Source organism: Actinacidiphila rubida, from assembly GCF_900110255.1.
GTDB lineage: Bacteria > Actinomycetota > Actinomycetes > Streptomycetales > Streptomycetaceae > Actinacidiphila > Actinacidiphila rubida.
The window spans coordinates 56,762-71,983 of record NZ_FODD01000018.1 but is presented as its reverse complement, the minus strand read 5'-3'; the positions used below and the strand labels follow the sequence as shown (position 1 = coordinate 71,983).

Here is a 15,222-nt window from a genome sequence, read left to right as displayed (position 1 = left end):
TAGCGGTCCGGGGGCCGGAACTGCCAGGCCCGTTTCACAGGACGGTCATGACAGCCCCTGGGTGCGCGGCGCCCGCCCGCCCCGCACCGGCCCCGGACGCACGCGCGGCCACCCGGCGACGCGCGGCAGGCGGTCGCCAGGTGGCCGGGATCCGCCCCGCGGGCGGACGGCGCCACGTGCGGACACGCCCTAGCCGGCGACCGTCCAGGTGTCGTTGCCGGCGAGCAGCTTCGCCAGGTCGCCCTGGCCCTGCTGGACCACGGCCTGGTCCAGCTGCTCGGCCATGTCGGTGTCGTAGACCGGCCGGATCACGTCGCGCAGGACGCCGATGGGCGTGCGGTGCAGCGTGTCGGCGTCGGCCAGCCGCGACAGCGCGAAGGCCGTGGTCGGCGAGGCGGCGTGCGCGTCGTGCACCAGCACCCGGCTCGCGTCGGCGCCCTCGGCCGCCAGGTCGAGGACCTCCAGGTCGCCGGTGGCGGCGTTGCGGACCACGCCCTTGGAGCCCAGGCCGTCCGGCGCGGGGGCGCCGAAGCGGATGGGCTGCCCGTGCTCCAGGTGGATCAGGGCGTCCTGCGCGGTGTCCCGCTCCTTCAGCGCGTCGAAGGCGCCGTCGTTGAAGATGTTGCAGTTCTGGTAGATCTCCACCAGGGCCGTGCCGGGGTGCGCGGCCGCGGCGCGCAGCACGCCCTGCAGGTGCTTGCGGTCGGAGTCGATGGTGCGCGCCACGAACGTCGCCTCGGCGCCCAGCGCCAGCGACACCGGGTTGAACGGCGCGTCCAGCGAGCCCATCGGCGTCGACTTGGTGATCTTGCCGACCTCGGAGGTCGGGCTGTACTGGCCCTTGGTCAGGCCGTAGATCCGGTTGTTGAACAGCAGGATCTTCAGGTTGACGTTGCGGCGCAGCGCGTGGATCAGGTGGTTGCCGCCGATGGACAGCGCGTCGCCGTCCCCGGTGACCACCCACACGCTCAGGTCGCGCCGCGACGCGGCCAGGCCGGTCGCGATCGCCGGGGCGCGGCCGTGGATGGAGTGCATCCCGTAGGTGTTCATGTAGTACGGGAAGCGGGACGAGCAGCCGATTCCGGAGACGAACACCACGTTCTCGCGCGCGAGTTCCAGCTCGGGCATGAAGGACTGGACGGCGGCCAGGACCGCGTAGTCGCCGCAGCCGGGGCACCAGCGCACCTCCTGGTCCGACTTGAAGTCCTTCATGCTCTGCTTGGCCTCGGCCTTGGGCACCAGTGCCAGCGCCTCAGACATCCGCGCTCTCCTTCACGATGGCCTGCGCCAGTTGCTCGGCCTTGAACGGCAGTCCGGTGACTTGCGTGTACGAACGGGCGTCGACCAGGTACTTCGCCCGCAGCAGGTGGGCGAGCTGCCCGAGGTTCATCTCGGGAACGAGGACGCGGTCGTAGCCGCGCAGCACCTCGCCGAGGTTCTTCGGGAACGGGTTGAGGTGCCGCAGGTGGGCCTGCGCGACATGGCCGCCCTCCCGCCGGATCCGGCGGACGGCCGCGGTGATCGGCCCGTAGGTCGACCCCCAGCCGAGCACCAGCGTCCTCGCCTGCCCCTCGGGGTCGTCCACGACCACGTCGGGCACCTCGATGCCGTCGATCTTCGCCTGCCGGGTGCGGACCATGAAGTCGTGGTTGGCCGGGTCGTAGCTGATGTTGCCCGTGCCGTCCTGCTTCTCGATGCCGCCGATGCGGTGCTCCAGGCCCGGCGTGCCCGGCACCGCCCAGGGGCGGGCCAGCGTCTCCGGGTCGCGCAGGTACGGCCAGAACGCCTCGCTGCCGTCGTCCGCCGTGTGGTTGGGCACGGTGGCGAAGTGGACGGGCAGGTCCGGGAGTTCGTCCAGCTCCGGGATCCGCCAGGGCTCCGAGCCGTTGGCCAGGTAGCCGTCGGAGAGCAGGAACACCGGGGTGCGGTAGACGGTGGCGATGCGGGCCGCCTCCAGCGCCGCGGTGAAGCACTCCGCGGGGGTGGCGGGCGCCACGATCGGCACCGGCGCCTCGCCGTTGCGGCCGTACATCGCCTGCAGCAGGTCGGCCTGCTCGGTCTTGGTCGGCAGCCCGGTCGACGGGCCGCCGCGCTGGATGTCCACGACCAGCAGCGGCAGCTCCAGGCTGACCGCCAGGCCGATGGTCTCCGACTTCAGCGCCACGCCGGGGCCGGAGGTGGTGGTCACCGCCAGCGACCCGCCGAACGCGGCGCCCAGCGCGGCGCCGATCGCGGCGATCTCGTCCTCGGCCTGGAAGGTGCGCACGCCGAAGTTCTTGTGCCGGGACAGCTCGTGCAGGATGTCCGAGGCCGGGGTGATCGGGTACGAGCCCAGGAACAGCGGCAGCCCGGTCTGCTGGCCCGCGGTGATCAGGCCGTAGGCCAGTGCCAGGTTCCCGGAGATGTTGCGGTAGGTGCCGGCCGGGAAGGCGCTGGTGGCCGGCTGCACCTCGTAGGAGACCGCGAAGTCCTCGGTGGTCTCGCCGAAGTTCCAGCCCGCGCGGTAGGCCGCGACGTTCGCCTCGGCGATCTCCGGCTTCTTCGCGAACTTCTTGCGCAGGAAGGTCTCGGTGCCGTCGGTCGGCCGGTGGTACATCCACGACAGCAGGCCCAGCGCGAACATGTTCTTCGCGCGTTCGGCGTCCTTGCGGGCCAGCCCGCTGTCCTTCAGCGCCTCCAGCGTCAGCGTGGTCAGCGGCACCGGGTGGACCGCGTAGGCCTCCAGCGAGCCGTCCTCCAGCGGGTTGGCGGAGTAGCCGACCTTCTGCATCGCCCGTTTGGTGAACTCGTCGGTGTTGACGATGATCTCGGCGCCGCGCGGCAGGTCGCCCAGGTTCGCCTTCAGCGCGGCCGGGTTCATCGCCACCAGCACGTTCGGGGCGTCGCCCGGCGTGAGGATGTCGTGGTCGGCGAAGTGCAGCTGGAACGACGAGACGCCCGGCAGGGTGCCTGCGGGTGCGCGGATCTCGGCCGGGAAGTTCGGCAGCGTCGACAGGTCGTTGCCGAACGAGGCGGTCTCGGAGGTGAAGCGGTCCCCGGTGAGCTGCATGCCGTCACCGGAGTCGCCGGCGAACCGGATGATCACCCGGTCGAGCCGCCTGGTCTCCTTGGCCGGCTTGCGCTGTTCGCCCAGAACGCCGGCCACGGAAGACGGATCTTCCGGCGTGGTGGGGCTGCTGACCTGGCTGGTCACTAAACGGACCTCCTTCGCGGCGGCGGCTCACCGGTCATCGTACGTCGGTAAGGGTCGCCTTCCCCGTAGCGTCCCGGAATGTGGCACAGGCGGGGACCCCAGGGGGGTGCGTCCGGCGCCGGACGGTCCGGTGTTGTTAGACAGGGTGTCAGCAGTTCACGAGTTGAGGTAGGTCAGAACCGCCAGGACGCGACGGTGATCCCCGTCACTCGGGGCCAGGCCCAGCTTCAGGAAGATGTTGCTGACGTGCTTCTCCACCGCGCCGTCGCTCACCACGAGCTGCCGGGCGATCGCCGAGTTCGTCCGGCCCTCGGCCATCAGGCCCAGCACCTCGCGCTCCCGCGGCGTCAGCCCGGCCAGCACGTCCTGCTTGCGGCTGCGGCCCAGCAGCTGGGCGACGACCTCCGGGTCCAGCGCGGTGCCGCCCTCGGCCACCCGCACCACCGCGTCCACGAACTCGCGGACCTCGGCCACCCGGTCCTTGAGCAGGTAGCCGACGCCGCGGCTGCTGCCGGCCAGCAGCTCGGTGGCGTACTGCTCCTCCACGTACTGCGACAGCACCAGCACCCCTACGCCCGGGTGCTCCGCGCGCAGCTGCACCGCCGCGCGCACGCCCTCGTCGGTGTGCGTCGGCGGCATCCGCACGTCCGCCACCACCACGTCCGGCGCGTCTCCCCGGTCGGCGAGCTCGCGCACCGCCTTCAGCAGGCCCTCGGCGTCGCCGACGCCGGCGACCACGTCGTGCCCGCGGTCGGTCAGCAGCCGGGTCAGGCCCTCCCGAAGCAGTACCGAGTCCTCGGCGATGACCACCCGCACCCTGTCCTCCACCGTTTCCAGCCCCCCGTTTCCGTACCGACTCTCCCAGCATCCCAGTAACGGGAGGGGAATGGGGAATACCGTTTAGGTGGGCAAGGTTGCGCCCGGAAGGTCAGGGGGGCCGCGTCCACGCGCGGTGCCCGGGGAGAGGAGAACGTGTGCGCGCGGTCGGTTTCGACGTCATCGGCGGTCCCGAGGTCCTGCGGCAGGTGGAGCTGCCCGTGCCCGTACCCGGACCCGGTGAGGTCCTGATCCGCGTCGCGTACGCCGGGGTCAACTACGGCGAGGTCCAGCACCGGCTGGGCGACTTCGGGGCGCCCGACGGCATCGAGGTGCCCGGCCTGGAGGCGTCCGGCGAGGTCGCGGCCCTGGGCCCCGGCGTCACCGGGCTGGCCGTCGGCGACCCGGTCGCCGCCTATCTGCCGTCCGGCGGCGGCTACGCCGAATTCGCCGTCGCCCCGGCCGAGTTCGCGTTCCCGCTGGACGGCATATCGCTGCGTGACGGCAGCGGCGCCCTCGTCCTCACCACCGCGTACGGCGTGCTGGCCGGCGCGGCGCGGCTGACCGCGGGCGACACCGTCCTCATCCACGCCGCGGCCGGCGGCGTCGGCTCGTGCGCCGCGCAGATCGCCCGCGCGCTGGGCGCCGCCGCGGTGCACGGCACCGTCGGGTCGCCCGCGAAGGCCGAGTACGCCAAGCGCTTCGGCTACGACGCGCTGCACCCGCGGGACTCCTTCGCCGACCACCTCGGCGACATCGACGTGGTGCTCGACCCGGTCGGCGGCCCCACCCGGCTGGCCAGCCTCGACGTGCTCGCGCCCTTCGGCCGGGTCGTCGTCTACGGCGAGGCCGCCCGCCACCCCGACCTGGAACTGCCGGTGCTGCCCCTGTGGAAGAACAACCGCTCGGTGGCCGGCTTCAACATCGGCGACCTCGGCCGCCGGGCCCCGGCCCGGGTCCGCGGCCACGCGCTCTCGGCCCTGTCCCTGCTGTCCTCCGGCGCGATCCGCCTCGACGTCACCGCCGAGCTGCCGCTGTCCGCCGCGGCCGAGGCACACACCGCGCTCCAGTCCGGCAGCAGCGTGGGCAAGGTGCTGCTGAAGGTGGCGTGAGCCGGGCCCGACCCCGCCCCGGCTCCCCCCGAACCGGCCGCCCGGCCCGATGAGACCCCCACCGGACGGCCGCGCGGGGGACCGTCCATCGGCGGAACCGGAGCCGCGTCGTGCGTGGCGCCGCGGGCGGCCGGACGGAGGCCGGAGGGAGGCCGGGCCCTCGGAGAGGACGGACCACGGGCCGTCCGCATGCGCCCGCGGGTCGGCTGCTTCCGACGGGTCCGATCGGGGGCTTGGCCCTCGGGGCCCGCGGGCGGCCCGCGCTCCGTGCTCGCGTCGGATCGTGAGGGCCGGGCCCTCGGGGCCCGCGGCGGCCAGGTGGTCCGGGACGCCGGGACGTCGGGGCCCGCGGCCGTCCGTCAGACCCGCCAGGGCAGCTCCGCGGTGATCCGGGTCGGTCCGCCCGGGCGGGAGTCCACGACCAGCACCCCGTCGACGGAGTCCAGCCGCTCGGCCAGCCCCGCCAGACCCGAGCCCCCGGTCGGCGACGCCCCGCCGCGGCCGTTGTCGGACACCTGGAGCATCAGCCGGTCCTCGACCTGCCAGACGTCCACCGTCGCCCGCGACGCGCCACTGTGCTTCGAGACGTTCTGCAGCAGCTCGGACACGGTGAAGTAGGCGATGCCCTCGATCGCCGGGACCGGCCGGGACGGCAGGTCCACGGTCACCGCCACCGGCACCGTGCAGCGCGCCGCCACCGCGGACAGCGCCGGGCCCAGGCCGCGGTCGGTGAGGATCGCCGGGTGGATGCCGCGGGCCAGGTCGCGCAGCTCCTGCAGCGCGATCTTGACCTCGCTGTGCGCCTCGTCCACCATCGCCGCGCCCGCCCGCGGATCCTCCAGCAGCTTCTCCTTGGCCAGGCCCAGGTCCATGGCCAGCGCCACCAGCCGGGCCTGCGCGCCGTCGTGCAGGTCGCGTTCGATGCGCCGCAGGTCCGCGGCCGCGGTGTCGACGACCACCCCGCGGTCCGACTCCAGCTCGGTGACCCGGCTGGCCAGCGAGGACGGCCCCAGCAGCCCGCTCACCATCAGCCGGTCGACGTGCGCCAAGCCGCGGATGACCCACGGCCCGGCCAGCACCAGCGTGCCGCCGACCGCCACGCACAGCAGCATGTCGGCCGGGGTGTGCAGCCACCAGCCGTGGTGGCCGTCGCCGCTGCCGTAGACCTGCAGGCCGTCCTGCCCGAAGTACACCGGGAACACCCAGCGCCACAGCGGGTACGTCAGCAGGCCCCAGCCGTACGTGAAGAGGCTGATCGAGACCGAGAACGTGAAGATGCCCCACGGGAAGTGCAGCAGGGTGTAGATGACGTGCCGCCAGTTGACGCCGCTGCCCAGCTGGGCGCCGAGGCGGGCCAGCAGGCCGCGCCGGCCCTTGGGCGTCACCGGACCCGGCTCGTCCACCTCCAGCCACAGCAGCGAGCGGGCCCTGGCCCGCTCCACCGCGCCGATCGCCCGGCAGCCGCCGAGCGCCAGCGCCAGCACCGGCAGCCCGACGAAGGTGATCAGCAGGCCGGCGCCGAGCGAGAGCATCGTCACGGTCCACACGAAGCCGACGATCCCCATCGGCAGGTTCAGCAGCAGGTAGCCGAACTCGCGCCAGGTCCGCGCCTCGAACGGCGCGCGCAGCGCGGGCGGCAGCCGGTGCTCCCGCGCTGCCGCGCGCTCCGGGGGAGGGTAGGCGTCAGCCATGGTCGGGACCGTCCTTTCCGCACTGCTCGTCATATGTCCACAGTGGCCGCGAGCGGCCCGCGCACCCATGGTGCGGATCGGCGTCTTGGGGGTAGGGCTAGCCCCACCCCGGCGCGGGAGCGCGCCGCCGCAGGTCAGCGGCGGATCGGCGCGTCCCTGCGGAACTCCCGGTCCCGCCACGGCAGTTCGGCCGTCACCTCGGTCGGGCCGCCGGGCGGCGAGCTGACCACGAACAGGCCGTCGACGGAGCCCAGGCGCTCGGCCAGCCCCGCCAGGCCCGACCCGCCGGACACGTCCGCGCCGCCCTTGCCGTCGTCGCGCACCTGGATCATCAGCCGGTCGCCGGCCCGCCACAAGTCCACCCACGCGTGCCGGGCCGCGCTGTGCTTGGAGACGTTCTGCAGCAGCTCGGACACGGTGAAGTAGGCGATGCCCTCGATCGCCTCCGCGGGCCGGGCCACCAGGTCCACGCCCACCGCGACCGGCACCGTGCAGCGCGACGCCACCGACGACAGGGCCGCGTCCAGGCCGCGGTCGGTGAGGATCGCCGGGTGGATGCCGCGGGCCAGGTCGCGCAGCTCCTGCAGCGCGATCTTGACCTCGCCGTGCGCCTCACCCACCATCCGCGCCGCGGCCTCCGGGTCTTCCAGCAGCTTCTCCTTGGCCAGTCCCAGGCCCATGGCCAGCGCCACCAGCCGGGCCTGGGCGCCGTCGTGCAGGTCGCGTTCGATGCGCCGCAGGTCCGCCGCCGCGGTGTCGACGACCACCCCGCGGTCCGACTCCAGCTCCGCGATCCGCTGCTCCAGCTCGCTCGACGGCTGCAGCAGCCCGCGGGCCATGGCCCGGTCGACCGTGGACATGGCCCGGGAGAGGAACGGCAGCACCGGCCACGCCACGAACAGCGAGGTCAGCGTTACCGTGAAGGTGACGATGCCCCACGGCAGCCGGCAGCCGAAGTACAGCGCGTGCCGCCACGCCACCGGGTCCCTGAGCGTCGCCCACAGCCAGGGCAGGAAGCCCAGCGTGCCCATCCGCAGCGGCCGCGGCTCGTCCACGTGGACGCCCAGCAGCGCGCGGGCCCTGGCCCGCTCCATCCGCCCCAGCAGCCGGCAGCCGACCAGGCCGAACGCCAGCAGCGGCAGTCCCACCACCGTCACCGACAGGCCGAGGCCCACCGCGAGCACCGTCACCACGTAGACGAAGCCGAGGATCACCACCGGCAGGTTCAGCAGCAGGAAGGCGATCTCCTTCCACGTCACGGAGTCGAAGGCGAACCGCGGCGGCGGCAGCGGGTCGGACACCGAGGTGGCGGCACCGGCGGGGTTCCGGGGGTCGCGCGGGGCGGACGGCCCGGGACGAGGCGAGGCGTTCATGCCCCCAAGCCTGCCGGGCGCGGGGCGTGCGGCGCCATGGGGTGGACGCTCCGACGGGGGTGGGGTTAACCCCCGGTCACCGGGTACGCGAAGGCCGGGCGGCCCCCGGGCGGGCCCCGGGCCGGCCCGAGGAGGAGGTCCGGCCGAGGACCGGTGAAACCAGGGCCTAGACTCCCTCCGTATAAATCGTCTAAAGATCCTCCGGGATCGCTGGACACCACCGGCAAGCGAGGGAACGAGGGGCGGACGGACGTGGACTACTTCCACGGCTACGCGGTCGTCGGCCTGGTCGCGGTCGTCGGTGTGCTCTTCGTGACGGTCGCGTTCGCGGCCGGCCGGCTGCTGCGGCCCGAGGTGCCGACGCCGGAGAAGCTGCTCACCTACGAGTGCGGGGTCGACCCGGTCGGCGAGGGCTGGGCGCACACCCAGATCCGCTACTACGTGTACTCCTACCTCTACGTGATCTTCGCGGTCGACGCGATCTTCCTGTTCCCGTGGGCCACCGTCTTCGCGGCGCCCGGCTTCGGCGGCGCCACCCTCGTGGAGATGTTCGTCTTCCTCGGCTTCCTCGCGGTCGGACTGCTCTACGCCTGGAAGAAGGGCGTGCTGGAATGGACGTGACCCCCGGCGCGGCAGCCGCGCCGCACCCCGAGCAGCAGGCGCGAGCGGAGTCGACGGCGCCGCCGCGGCCGCAGCCGCAATCCCTGCCCGAGCCGCGCCGCCTCGGACCGCTGGCCCGGCTCGCGCCCGAGCCGATGAAGGTGGTCCTGAACTGGGGCCGCCGCTACAGCCTGTGGGTCTTCAACTTCGGCCTCGCCTGCTGCGCCATCGAGTTCATCGCCGCGTCCATGGCCCGGCACGACTTCATCCGCCTCGGCGTGATCCCGTTCGCCCCCGGCCCCCGGCAGGCCGACCTGATGGTCGTCTCCGGCACCGTCACCGACAAGATGGCGCCCGCCGTCAAGCGGCTGTACGAGCAGATGCCCGAGCCGAAGTACGTCATCTCCTTCGGCGCCTGCTCCAACTGCGGCGGCCCGTACTGGGACTCGTACTCCGTCACCAAGGGCGTCGACCAGATCATCCCCGTCGACGTGTACGTGCCCGGCTGCCCGCCGCGGCCCGAGGCGCTGCTGCAGGGCATCCTCAAGCTCCAGGAGAAGATCGCCCGCGAGTCGCTGGGGGAGCGGTACGGCGTGGCCGGTCCGCGGCCCGGTGCCGCCGCGCTGACCAGCGGTCTCGTCCAGCCGCCCGCCACCCCGGAAGAGGGTGGGCGGTGACCGGGTTCGACCGGCTGCCGGAGGCGGCCGCGGAACTGTTCGGCGAGGGCGCGACGGCCGCCGAGGCGTACGGCCTGCTGACCGTCGACGTGCCGCCCGGGTCCTGGACCGCGGCGCTGACCATCGCACGCGACACGCTGGGCTGCACGTTCTTCGACTGGCTGAGCGCCGTCGACGAGCCCGGCACCGGTTTCCAGGTCTGTGCGCACGTCGTCCGGCTCGACGGCGGGGTGCGGCGCCTGCTGCTGCGCACCACCGTCCCGTACGACGCCCCCGAGGTGGCCACCGCGACCGGCGTCTACGCGGGCGCGGCCTGGCACGAGCGCGAGACCCACGAGATGTTCGGCGTCGGCTTCGCGGGACACCCCGGCCTGGCACCGCTGCTGCTGCCGGAGGAGTTCGAGGGGCACCCGCTGCGCAAGGACTTCGTGCTGGCCGCCCGCGTCGCCAAGGCGTGGCCCGGCGCGAAGGAGCCCGGCGAGTCGCACGACGGCGGCCCCCGGCGGCGGCAGATGCTGCCGCCCGGCGTCCCCGACCCCAACGAGTGGGGCCCGCTCAAGGGCCAGCTGCCGCCGGCTCCGGCCCGCCCGGCCCGCACCCCGCGGGCCGCGGGAGGGGCCGGCACGGCCGGTGGCCCGGCTGCCGCGGGCGAGCGCCCCGCGCGGCGGACGCGCAGCGTCTCGGAGGGCTCGGCCAGCCAGAGCGGCCCGGCCGCGGGCGGCGCGGCGCCGGTCCGGCGCGCCCGCAGCGCGTCCGAGGGCTCCGCGACCCAGCGTGCCACGCCGCCCGCCGCGGACGCTGCGAACGAGGCCGGGGGAGGGGCCGCGCCCCCGGCGCCGGCACGCGAGCGCGTCCCCGACGCGCCCTGGGAACAGCCGCGCGAACCGTCTCCGGACCGCCGCCCCGCACCCGCCGCCGAATCCCCTGCGGACCAGGCCGGGAAGGACGAACCCGAGGCCGGGACGCCCGGACCGGACAGGTCCGAGGCGGGCAAGCCCGAGGCGGGCAAGCCCGGAGCGGACGGGCCCGAGGCGGGCAAGCCCGGAGCGGAGGGGCCGGTTCAGGCCGAGCCCGCCGGGGGCGAAACCGAGGGACGCCCGGATCGGGCGCCCGCCGAGACCGGGGACAGCCCGGACGACGAACCACCAGCCGGAGGCGATACCGCGTGAACGACACGCTCGACGTCGTGCTGCGGCTGATCGCTGTCCTGGTCGTGTTCCTCGTGCTCCCGCTGCTCGTCGGCCAGACCGAGCACAAGGTCATGGCGCACATGCAGGGCCGACTCGGCCCCATGTACGCCGGCGGTTTCCACGGCTGGGCCCAGCTCGTCGCGGACGGGGTGAAGTTCGCCCAGAAGGAGGACGTCGTCCCGGCCGACGCCGACCGCCGCGTCTTCCAGCTCGCCCCCGCGGTGGCCCTGCTGCCGTACCTGCTGGTGCTCATCGCGATCCCCATCGGGCCGCACGGCTTCGTCGGGCAGAACCTGGACGCCGGGCTGTTCTTCGTCCTCGCCGTCATGGGCGTCGGCGTCCTCGGCTCGCTGATGGCCGGCTGGGCGTCGGCGAACAAGTTCTCGCTGCTGGGCGCGCTGCGCACGGCCGCCCAGCTGATGGCGTACGAGCTGCCGATGCTGCTGGCCGCCGCCTCGGTGGCGATGGCGGCCGGCACCCTGTCGCTGCCGGGGATCGTCGGGTCGTACCACTGGTGGTGGACGCCGTGGCAGCTCCTGGGCGGCATGGTGTTCTTCACCGCGGGCCTCGCCGAGCTGCAGCGCCCGCCGTTCGACATGCCGGTCGCCGACTCGGAGATCATCTTCGGCGCCTACACCGAGTACACCGGCCTGCGGTTCGCGCTGTTCCTGCTCGCCGAGTACGCCGGGATCGTCGTGCTGTGCGGGCTGACCACGGTGCTGTTCCTCGGCGGCTGGCACGGCCCCTGGTCCGGCAGTGTCGGCTGGCTGTGGACGCTGCTGAAGGCCGCGCTCCTCGCGTTCGTCGTGATCTGGCTGCGGGTCAGCTACCCGCGGCTGCGCGAGGACCAGCTGCAGAAGCTCGCCTGGACCGTGCTGATCCCGCTCTCCCTCGCACAGATCGCCCTGACCGGCGTCGTCAAGGTGGTGACCTCCTGACCCATGGGTATCCCCGGATCCGGTCTGGCCAAGGGCCTGGCCGTCACGCTGCGGACGATGACCAGGCGGTCCGTCACCGCCCAGTACCCCGACGCGCTGCCCGAACTGCCGCCGCGCTCGCGCGGGGTGATCGCGCTGTTCGAGGAGAACTGCACGGTCTGCATGCTGTGCGCGCGCGAGTGCCCCGACTGGTGCATCTACATCGACTCGCACAAGGAGACGGTGCCGGCGGCCGCGCCCGGCGGGCGTGAGCGCAGCCGCAACGTGCTGGACCGCTTCGCCATCGACTTCTCGCTGTGCATGTACTGCGGTATCTGTATCGAGGTGTGCCCCTTCGACGCGCTCTTCTGGTCACCGGAGTTCGAGTACGCGGAGACCGACATCCTGGAACTGACCCACGAGCGCGACAAGCTCCGCGAGTGGATGTGGACCGTGCCGGCCCCGCCCGCGCTGGACCCCGCGGCCGAGGAGCCGAAGGAGATAGCGGCCGCCCGCAAGGCGGCCGAGAAGGCCGCGGCCGCGCGCGCCGCGCAGGCCGCCACGGAGGCGGACGCGGAGGCCGGCACGGACGGTCCGGCCACGCAGGCCGGCACGGACGCGGACGGCGAGCGGGCGCCGGGGGAGGGTGACGCATGAACCCCGGCATCGCGCTGGCCGCCACCGCCCACCACCCCGGCTTCCTGTCGCCGACCGGCGTCGAGATCACCTTCGTCCTCGTCGGCCTCGCCACCCTGGGTGCCGCGCTGCTGACCGTCACCACCCGGCAGCTCGTGCACGCCGCGCTGTGGCTGGTCGTCGCGCTCGGCGGCCTGGCCGTGGAGTACCTGCTGCTGACCGCCGAGTTCATCGCCTGGGTGCAGGTCCTCATCTACGTCGGCTCCGTCGTCGTCCTGCTGCTCTTCGGCCTGATGCTCACCAGGGCGCCCATCGGCCGCTCCCCGGACGCCGATTCGGGCAACCGGTGGGTGGCCCTCGGCGTCGCGGGCGCCGCCGCCGTCACCCTGGTGTGGGTGGTGGTGGACGCCTTCCGCGCCACCTGGATCAACCTGCACGGCGCCGTGCAGGGCACCTCGCGCGCCACCGGCACCAGCCTGTTCCGCCACTGGGTGCTGCCGTTCGAGGCGCTGTCGGTGCTGCTGCTCGCGGCGCTGGTCGGCGCGATCGTGCTCTCGCGCCGCGACGACGGCGGCAGGGGGTCGGAGTAGTGCACCTCGCCTATCCCGCGGTCCTGGCCGCCCTGCTGTTCTGCACGGGGATCTACGGCGTGCTCGCCCGGCGCAACGCGATCCTCGTGCTGATGTCCGTCGAGCTGATGCTCAACGCCGTCAACCTCAACCTCGTCGCCTTCGACGTGTGGCTGCGCGACACCCTGCACGCCGGGCAGGCGCTCACCCTCTTCACCATCACCATCGCCGCCGCCGAGATCGGGCTCGGCCTGGCGATCGTGCTGCTGGTCTACCGCAACCGCGGCAGTTCCGACATCGACCGCCTGACCGCGCTCGCCGACCCGGCGGGACCCGGCACCGGCGGTCCCGCGGACCCCGGGGCCGGAGCGGACCAGGACGAGCCCGGCGCGACCGCCGGCGACGAGAAGGCAGAGGCCACCGCGTGACCCTGACCGCGCTAGCGGCGCTCGTCCCCCTCCTCCCCTTCCTCGGCGCCGCCGCCGGACTGCTGCTGGGCCGCACCGCGCCCGGCTTCGTGCGGCCGCTGGCCGTGCTGCCGACCGCGGCCTGCCTGGTGGTCGCCGCGGTGGTCGCCGCCCGGCAGGGCACCGGCGCCCCCACGGACGCCGCCCACCGGCTCGCGACCACCGGCTCGGTGCCCATCGACCTGTCCCTGCACCTCGACGGCTTCTCCGTCCTGATCGCCGTGCTCGTCGGCCTCGTCGCCACCTGCGTGCAGGTCTACTCGCTGTCCTACCTGCGGGACGACCCGCGCTACCCCTCGTACGCGGCGCTGGTCTCGCTGTTCACCGCCGCGATGCTGCTGGTCGTCTACACCGGTGACCTGATGGTGCTGCTCGTCGGCTGGGAGGTCATGGGCATCTGCTCCTACTTCCTGGTCGGCCACTACTGGGAGACCGAGACCGCCCGCGCCGCCTCGATCAAGGCGTTCCTGGTCACCAAGCTCGGCGACGTGCCGTTCCTGATCGGCGTGTTCGCGCTCGCCTCCGACGCCGGGACGTTCCGGATCAACGGCATCCTGGCCGCCGCCGGCGAGGGCCGGCTGCACCATCCGACGGTGATCGCGCTGCTGCTGCTCGCCGGAGTGGCCGGCAAGTCCGCCCAGTTCCCGCTGCACACCTGGCTGCCCGACGCGATGGCCGGCCCCACCCCGGTCTCCGCGCTGATCCACGCCGCGACCATGGTGGCCGCCGGCATCTACCTGGTGGCCAGGCTGCTGCCGGTGTTCACCGCCTCCGCCGCGGCCCTCGCGGTGCTCGCCGCGATGGCCGCCGTGACGATGATCGGCTCCGGTCTGGCCGCGCTCGCGCAGGACGACATCAAGCGCGTGCTGGCGTACTCCACGATGGGGCAGCTCGGCTACATGGCCGGCGCGCTCGCCGTCGGCGACCGCGACGCCGCCGTCTTCCACCTCCTGTCCCACGGCGCCTTCAAGGCGCTGCTGTTCCTGGGCGCCGGCGTCGTCATCCACGCCGCCGGCACCAACTCGCTCACCGCCATGTCCCGGATGGGCGGCATGGGCCGGCGCATCCCCGACGCCCTGTGGACGATGGGCCTGGCCCTCGCCGCCCTCGCGGCGCTGCCCCCGCTGTCCGGCTTCTTCTCCAAGGAGTCGGTGCTGCGCGCCGCCGAGCACGCCTCGGCCGGCCACACCGCGCACGTGCCGTCGGCCGTCGGCTGGACGGTGCTCGTCGCCGGCCTGGCCGCCGCCGTGCTCACCGGTGCCTACGCCACCCGCCTGTTCCTCCTCGCCTTCCGCGGCTCCGGCCCCGAGGTCCCCGACCACGGCAGGCAGCCGGCCACGATGACCACCGTGCTGTGGGTGCTGGCGCTGCCCACCGTCGCCTTCGGCGGGCTCGCCTATCGCGAGCTGCCCGACTGGTTCGGCGGCACCGGCCACGACGGACTCGGTCCCGTGCTCCTCACCTCGATCCTCGGCACCGGCCTGGCCGTCGTCGGCGTACTGGCCGCCTACGGCGCCTGGCAGGGAACCGCCGCCATCCGCCGGGCCGCCCCGTTCGGCGCCGTCGTCGCCGAACCCGCCGACGCCGAACCGGCCCTGGTCGAGGCCGAGGCGATGGCCACCCACGAAGCGGTCTACGGCGACATCGCGTCCGCCGAGGACCCCGGCGACCCCGGCCGCCTGCTGCTCGGCCCGCTGCACCGCCCGGCCGCCCACGGCTTCCACCTCGACGCCGTCTACTCCGTGGTGTTCGTCCGCCCGGTGCTCGCCGCCGCGAGCCTCGTGCGGTTCCTGGACCGCGACGTCGTCGAGACGTATGTCAAGGCCGCCGGCGGCACCCCCGGACTGCTGGGCGCGGCCGTCCGCAAGGCCCAGACCGGAAACGTCCAGACCTACCTCGGCGCGCTGCTGGCCGGCGCGGTCGTCCTCGCCGTCCTCGTCGCCGTCGGAACGTGAGATCCCGTGAACGACACCGCACTCCA

14 protein-coding genes are annotated in these 15,222 nt (G+C 73.7%); 9 read left to right on the top strand and 5 right to left on the bottom strand.

What is annotated here, in order from left to right; genetic code table 11:
• Positions 1-189 precede the first annotated feature (189 nt).
• The 3 genes from BMW99_RS18990 to BMW99_RS18980 all read right to left on the bottom strand — a co-directional run bounded on the left by BMW99_RS18990 (position 190) and on the right by BMW99_RS18980 (position 4,021).
• Positions 190-1,260 carry a 2-oxoacid:ferredoxin oxidoreductase subunit beta gene (locus BMW99_RS18990; RefSeq protein WP_069464385.1) on the bottom strand — a complete coding sequence of 357 codons (1,071 nt, stop codon included), beginning with the start codon at positions 1,258-1,260 and terminating at the stop codon, positions 190-192.
• On the bottom strand, positions 1,253-3,193 hold the full coding sequence (locus BMW99_RS18985) for a 2-oxoacid:acceptor oxidoreductase subunit alpha (protein WP_069464386.1): 1,941 nt from the start codon (positions 3,191-3,193) through the stop codon (positions 1,253-1,255). Before BMW99_RS18985 ends, BMW99_RS18990 begins: the two co-directional genes overlap by 8 nt.
• A gap of 156 nt (positions 3,194-3,349) precedes the next feature.
• Positions 3,350-4,021 carry a response regulator transcription factor gene (locus BMW99_RS18980; protein ID WP_069464387.1) on the bottom strand — a complete coding sequence of 224 codons (672 nt, stop codon included), beginning with the start codon at positions 4,019-4,021 and terminating at the stop codon, positions 3,350-3,352.
• A 146-nt stretch (positions 4,022-4,167) separates the two neighbouring features.
• Here BMW99_RS18980 and BMW99_RS18975 point away from each other — a divergent pair, with 146 nt between their 5' ends.
• Positions 4,168-5,121, top strand: a complete 954-nt coding sequence (locus tag BMW99_RS18975) for a quinone oxidoreductase family protein (RefSeq protein WP_075017201.1) — start codon at positions 4,168-4,170, stop codon at positions 5,119-5,121.
• A 359-nt stretch (positions 5,122-5,480) separates the two neighbouring features.
• On the opposite strand, the gene BMW99_RS18970 is transcribed toward BMW99_RS18975, so the two are convergent.
• Both BMW99_RS18970 and BMW99_RS18965 read right to left on the bottom strand, forming a co-directional pair.
• The gene (locus BMW99_RS18970) at positions 5,481-6,812 is read right to left on the bottom strand and encodes a sensor histidine kinase (RefSeq protein ID WP_245791535.1); all 1,332 of its coding nucleotides are present in this window, start codon (positions 6,810-6,812) and stop codon (positions 5,481-5,483) included.
• 134 nt (positions 6,813-6,946) lie between these two features.
• On the bottom strand, positions 6,947-8,185 hold the full coding sequence (locus BMW99_RS18965) for a sensor histidine kinase (RefSeq protein WP_079176111.1): 1,239 nt from the start codon (positions 8,183-8,185) through the stop codon (positions 6,947-6,949).
• Between the two features lie 252 nt (positions 8,186-8,437).
• Between BMW99_RS18965 and BMW99_RS18960 the strand changes: the two genes are divergently transcribed.
• The 8 genes from BMW99_RS18960 to BMW99_RS18925 are packed head-to-tail and all read left to right on the top strand — an operon-like array spanning position 8,438 to position 15,196.
• Complete coding sequence (locus BMW99_RS18960; protein ID WP_075017199.1) at positions 8,438-8,806, top strand: NADH-quinone oxidoreductase subunit A; 369 nt, start codon at positions 8,438-8,440, stop codon at positions 8,804-8,806.
• Positions 8,797-9,462: an NADH-quinone oxidoreductase subunit B gene (locus BMW99_RS18955; protein WP_069467318.1), complete on the top strand. Its 666-nt coding sequence runs from the start codon at positions 8,797-8,799 to the stop codon at positions 9,460-9,462. Before BMW99_RS18960 ends, BMW99_RS18955 begins: the two co-directional genes overlap by 10 nt.
• The gene (locus BMW99_RS18950) at positions 9,459-10,631 is read left to right on the top strand and encodes an NADH-quinone oxidoreductase subunit C (protein WP_075017198.1); all 1,173 of its coding nucleotides are present in this window, start codon (positions 9,459-9,461) and stop codon (positions 10,629-10,631) included. The genes BMW99_RS18955 and BMW99_RS18950 overlap by 4 nt, the downstream gene beginning before the upstream one ends.
• Positions 10,628-11,590, top strand: coding sequence for a complex I subunit 1/NuoH family protein (locus BMW99_RS18945; RefSeq protein ID WP_069461712.1), 963 nt, complete (start codon positions 10,628-10,630; stop codon positions 11,588-11,590). The genes BMW99_RS18950 and BMW99_RS18945 overlap by 4 nt, the downstream gene beginning before the upstream one ends.
• A 3-nt stretch (positions 11,591-11,593) precedes the next feature.
• Positions 11,594-12,226, top strand: a complete 633-nt coding sequence (locus BMW99_RS18940) for a NuoI/complex I 23 kDa subunit family protein (RefSeq protein ID WP_069461711.1) — start codon at positions 11,594-11,596, stop codon at positions 12,224-12,226.
• Positions 12,223-12,795: an NADH-quinone oxidoreductase subunit J family protein gene (locus BMW99_RS18935; protein ID WP_069461710.1), complete on the top strand. Its 573-nt coding sequence runs from the start codon at positions 12,223-12,225 to the stop codon at positions 12,793-12,795. Before BMW99_RS18940 ends, BMW99_RS18935 begins: the two co-directional genes overlap by 4 nt.
• Positions 12,795-13,202, top strand: coding sequence for an NADH-quinone oxidoreductase subunit NuoK (nuoK, locus tag BMW99_RS18930; RefSeq protein ID WP_069461709.1), 408 nt, complete (start codon positions 12,795-12,797; stop codon positions 13,200-13,202). Before BMW99_RS18935 ends, nuoK begins: the two co-directional genes overlap by 1 nt.
• The gene (locus BMW99_RS18925) at positions 13,199-15,196 is read left to right on the top strand and encodes an NADH-quinone oxidoreductase subunit 5 family protein (protein WP_069461708.1); all 1,998 of its coding nucleotides are present in this window, start codon (positions 13,199-13,201) and stop codon (positions 15,194-15,196) included. Before nuoK ends, BMW99_RS18925 begins: the two co-directional genes overlap by 4 nt.
• Positions 15,197-15,222 lie beyond the last annotated feature (26 nt).

Excerpts from the sequence above, each read along its gene's own strand:
- BMW99_RS18990 (WP_069464385.1), bottom strand. The coding sequence starts at position 1,260 with ATGTCTGAGGCGCTGGCACTGGTGCCCAAGGCCGAGGCCAAGCAGAGC.
- BMW99_RS18970 (WP_245791535.1), bottom strand. The coding sequence starts at position 6,812 with ATGGCTGACGCCTACCCTCCCCCGGAGCGCGCGGCAGCGCGGGAGCAC.
- BMW99_RS18965 (WP_079176111.1), bottom strand. The coding sequence starts at position 8,185 with ATGAACGCCTCGCCTCGTCCCGGGCCGTCCGCCCCGCGCGACCCCCGG.
- BMW99_RS18955 (WP_069467318.1), top strand. The coding sequence starts at position 8,797 with ATGGACGTGACCCCCGGCGCGGCAGCCGCGCCGCACCCCGAGCAGCAG.
- BMW99_RS18940 (WP_069461711.1), top strand. The coding sequence starts at position 11,594 with ATGGGTATCCCCGGATCCGGTCTGGCCAAGGGCCTGGCCGTCACGCTG.
- BMW99_RS18935 (WP_069461710.1), top strand. The coding sequence starts at position 12,223 with ATGAACCCCGGCATCGCGCTGGCCGCCACCGCCCACCACCCCGGCTTC.